General features: G+C 32.0%; 3 protein-coding genes. 2 read left to right on the top strand and 1 reads right to left on the bottom strand.

What is annotated here, in order from left to right; genetic code table 11:
• Together ACKI2P_RS04865 and ACKI2P_RS04860 are read left to right on the top strand one after the other, a co-directional pair.
• Positions 1 to 919 (top strand): RyR domain-containing protein (locus tag ACKI2P_RS04865; RefSeq protein ID WP_407375535.1); only part of this gene is annotated, 919 nt, incomplete at its 5' end.
• A gap of 406 nt (positions 920 to 1,325) precedes the next feature.
• Positions 1,326 to 3,212, top strand: coding sequence for an SAP domain-containing protein (locus tag ACKI2P_RS04860; RefSeq protein ID WP_407375534.1), 1,887 nt, complete (start codon positions 1,326 to 1,328; stop codon positions 3,210 to 3,212).
• A 113-nt stretch (positions 3,213 to 3,325) separates the two neighbouring features.
• On the opposite strand, the gene ACKI2P_RS04855 is transcribed toward ACKI2P_RS04860, so the two are convergent.
• Positions 3,326 to 4,777: an ATP-binding protein gene (locus ACKI2P_RS04855; protein ID WP_407375532.1), complete on the bottom strand. Its 1,452-nt coding sequence runs from the start codon at positions 4,775 to 4,777 to the stop codon at positions 3,326 to 3,328.
• Positions 4,778 to 5,027: the final 250 nt, after the last annotated feature.

Raw genomic sequence — 5,027 nt, 5'->3', positions numbered from 1 at the left:
ATCAATGATTCATCAGGAGGATAATAATAAAATAAAGATGGAGTATGAGAAAGAATTGGCTAATGGAAGTCTTAATGATACAACTAAAGCCAGATATGAACGTTTGTGCTCATTTGATGAGCTACCTTCAGTTAGTAAAATTTCTTATATTCGTCAGGCAAAATTAATTCCTGAAAAGTTAAATAGGATTGGATATGAAATTGCAGGGTTATCTGATGAAAGATTTGCAATTAACTCATTTTCTCCTAAAGAAATTTATGAAATTGCAATTTTAGAGCATGACCAGTGGTGTCAAGAAAAAATCGCTCATGGATGGACTTATGGTCCTATAAGGGATTATGATAAATTAATTCATGATTGTTTAGTTCCTTGGCAAGATTTAGACCCAGTTCTTCAGCAATATGACCTTGAAGCTGCAAGCAATATTCCTAAAATAATCGATTCAGTGGGTTTGAAAATTGTTTTTAGTAAAATTAAATTGTTGGCTGTTGGAATGTATAAATATTATATGGATGGCGAGGGTGTTAGTCAAAAGGATGATGGAATCTTTTCAGATTTCATGCAATTGCCTGACGATATTCGTGATTCCTATTATAAAAAAGCGGTTTCCATGGTAAAATTTTTGTTTAATCTCACATATGAGTTGAGGGATATAAATGATTATGGCAGGTCAGTTAGACAATTAAACTATGATATTGTTGAATATTTGGCCAAAATGGAACATTATGAATGGTATCGGGAAAAAATTAGCACTGGTTGGAAATATGGTCCAATTAAAGACGCTTTTAAAAAAATCAGTCCGGCTATAGTGCCTTGGGTTGATTTGGATCGAAAGACCAAAAAGTTTAAAAGGGAATTTGTTGAGCATCTTCCGAAGATGTGTGAAAATGCCGGTTTGAAAATCGTTGAAAGAGATTAACAGTTTTTCTTTTTTTCGCAATCATTATATTATGCAAACACCAAATGAAGCTGGTTAAAAAAGTCAAAAATTGAATGACTCGGATTCGTCTTTACTGACTATTACAAATGATCTAATCTGAGGAAGATGCAAACATGATGATTATTATGGAATTTTTAAAAGTAGAATTGATAAAACTAATGTATTAACTTTTTGTAAGTATATAAATTTTTGTATAGTTACTACTTTTCTCGCTGTATTTTTACAAGTAATAATCTGAACTTTTTGGCAAATGAATGTTACAATTGTTCGTATTAAAACGAATGAACTGGTTTTGTATAGTTACCAATCAAAAGTATTGAAAAAATTATTTATACTACTCGGAAATAGAAATGAATATTAATTATACTTTGGGGTTGTGAATTAAATGTCAAAAGCAAATTATGTAATTCGTGAAGATGGAATGCCTGTAATGATTACTGCAGAATCTGATTTTGATTTTATAGATAGTGAAGAAATTCTCAATGTTTATCCTTACATTACTGAATCAATGAATAAGGAAGAATATTGTCTTGAAAATGAACTGTGTTTTGCTTTTGATGAACTCTTATATGAAAATAAAGTCGTAGGCTTTGCAACATTTGAACTGCATAATCAATCAACACTGATGTTAACAGAATGTTATATTCTTCCTGAATTTAGAGGAAAACAAATATTTTTCAATGAAATATGTAAAATGATTTTTTCAGCACCTGATTTTGGAATTTTACAGCCCACACGTAGTATCGTCGAATTGCTGATTGATTATTCCTTTGCAAGGAAAGTGAGTGATGATATTGTAGTAAGTGGGATAGATTTTTATTTCAATGACTGGGATGTGAAATCCAACAAAAGAGAAGAAATATCCCATGAGCTGCCGTTGTCTAATTATTATGACTTGGGAATCTGTTCAACCATTCTTGTTGATGCAGGAGAGGTAATCTATCACTATATGCTTGAAAACGATTTAAGAAAGTATGGTGAGAGAAAGGAACTGACTGAAGAATATTTCAAAGATATTGTCGAATTATTCTTTAAATATCAAAGCGAATTTGAAAAACTGATACTGGAATTGAAAGAGGAACTGCCTCAGGAAAAATGGGGTTATGATGTAATTGTCGGTGAAGGTGAAGGATTATCAGAGTTTATGCAGGGAATAGTTGACAATGAAATAGTATCTCATGACAGGGCTTTGGAAATCAAACAGCAATTAATCACAGAATATGAAGCCGGAGAAATAACAGATGATGATGTCGATGAGAGATTAACTGCTCTGCTTCTTGGTGAAATGTCTGATTCAATATTATTTGAAGGATTTCAGGAATTTTTAGATTCACCTGAAGCTGATGGGGAAGATATGCAGATTATGAAAGAATTTTTTGATGTGATAGGAGCTAATGAAGAGTTGGGTGCCAGTATTTTCAATGCCATACTCTCAGATGATGAAAGCGAATTTGAAAACCTAATAGTTAATGCAATGAATAATGATGAAGAGTTTTCCAACAGATTTCTTGAGCTGGCCGATGATTATGATGAAACTGAATTGCTGTTGCCTGATGGAGAGCATTTGGATTTAAATTCTCTTGGGTTGAATCTTGACTCACCATATCCTGTCGCCGAGATGATGTGGGGGTCTAATGATGAGAAATACAAGCTTGATGACACATATTATGGAAAGGACTATCCGATAAGCCACGACATTTATGTCTTCAGAATCTTAAAGTCACTTAAAAAACATAATAGCTTAAAGATTGCAATGGCAGTAGCGGGAATGAAAGGATCAATGACTCCGCATGCAGTAGAATCACAACTGTTTATGCAGGACTTAATCAGTGATGAAGTTAATTATGATAACTGGGATGAATTCGCTCATGACTCATTGACAATCAAGGATTTGAAAAATATTTTAAGAAAAAACAATCTGAAAATTTCTGGTAAAAAACAGGAACTCATTGACAGGATAGCTGAAAATCAGATTCCTCTGGATGATTTCAGATCAGATAAAGCAATAGTAACCCTAGACGGTGAGGAATTTCTACAGCGGAACCAATGGATTGATTTTTATGATACATTCTTGGAAAAATTTGATTTCAATGACTTTGTGAAATATTTGGACAACAATGATGGTGAATTCATAGAACTCGTCTTTAATTATCTCCAAGAACATTTAAAACTAGCTGAAAAGGAAAATAATTCCATATATGTTGCTGATTGTATTATGGCACATGAGATGATTTCAAAAGCAGGAAATGATTTCTTTAAAGATACTAGGTGAATTCAAATCCCCTTAAAGAATTTTTCACTCACCATAACTATGGCTTAAAAATGAGAATGATAGAATTTTATTACTTATGTATGGGCTACTTTTTTAAGGTTAAAAAAAATAAATTATAAAAAGGAAAATGTTTTAGGAGGCAAATAGATAACATTGTCCTTTTTTTTAATAGTTTTTGTTGTATTTGATATTATAATACCATAATTCGCATTATAACGTTCAATAGCAGAAGAAACTTGTTTTTTGGTTTTTTTACCCATACTTACTTCTATTGGAATTGGACTTTGAAATTCCCTTTGGATAATAAAGTCAACATTGCCATCACTTTCTGGATCATAATACAATTTAAAAAAGTTTCCATCTTCATGGCTTAAGTAGAATAAGGTTGATGCAACAAGATTTTCAAGAAGGACTCCAAGATATGCTTTCTTATTTGAATTAAGATTTCCGATTGATGATGTTAAGATATGTTTGATGCTTGATGTTGCAAAGAAATACTCCCATGATTTAATGGACCTTTTAGCGGATGCAATATGAGGTTCGCAGTGAAATATCAGTTGAGTTTTTTCCAATATGTCCAGGATATTTCGGATGTTGCCTTTGGATGTTCCAAGATAAGATCCCATCTTTTCCTGTGAAATGTCTCCAGGTTTTTGAAGAGCCAAAAACCTCAATAAACGATTGGCGTGTGTCTGGCTATCTGAGGTTATGGAGGAGATGGTTCCCATGTCGTGTGAAATGACTTTTTTAATCATGTCTGTGATGTTTTTGCATATTATATTGTGGTTGTCTTCAAAGAGTGCAGTTGGAAATCCGCCGTATTTTAGATATTCATCCCAGTCAGTTGTAGAGTAGTTTTCAAGATTAATCAAGTCCTGATTGATAGCATGTTCGGTTGTGATTGCATCACCAACATCACCCTCAAAAATTAGTTTTTTAAGGGAAGTGGAAACGTCAGCTGCATCATAGCCATATTTTAGTTTCAGATGTTGATTATAGTTCAGTGGAGTTATATTTTGCTTAAGCAGTCTTCTTGCTGAGTTGGCATCATATTCGAGGTTGAGGGCTGACGAACCTGTAAAAATCATGAAAATGTTTTTTGTCTTATCGAATATTAGCTTACCTGATAATGCCCAGTTCTTGTCATATTGTGACTCATCAATAAGCAGGAAAATCTTTTTGTCTAATCGTCTTAAGGTAGTGTTGTGATAAGTGCTTAGGAACTGTTTTACAACATCAATGATTTTAAAATCAACAATATCATTTAAGTTTTCGCATGATATGAATAGTATCTGGTTAGGATTGACATTTTTGGATTTGTATAAATATTCATATGTCTGATACAGTAGTGTTGTTTTACCTACGCCTCTTAAACCAGGAAGTGCAAAATATCTGTTATTGGTTGTTTTTTCTAGAAACTCATCAACATGTCTTTTAATAAAATTAAATTCATTTCTTAATTGGAAATTCATGCCGTTTAAAGACAATTCATTATTTAAAATGTTAGGGACATCAAATAATTCTTCTCTGATATAATCCTCAATAATTTCTTCTTTTTCATACATATAAAACCACATCACATGAACTTATTCTCATTGTTGGTTAAATATTTGACTGCATAGTATATAAATGTGTGGTCAGTTAACTGACCAAATATATAAGAAAAAGGATAGGGAGAAATAAGTCAAATGGAGTATAGTGAAAAAATAAAGACGACTTATTTTCCATTTGTAAGTATACAAATTTTTTTAAGAATTGATGTTAATGTTGATGTTTTTTTTAAATATAATAAAATAGCTATTTATATATAATTTA

Origin of the sequence: Methanobrevibacter sp., assembly GCF_045541095.1 — an archaeon.
In the GTDB taxonomy this organism is placed as follows: Archaea; Methanobacteriota; Methanobacteria; order Methanobacteriales; family Methanobacteriaceae; genus Methanocatella.
This window is presented reverse-complemented; position numbering and strand designations above follow the sequence as displayed.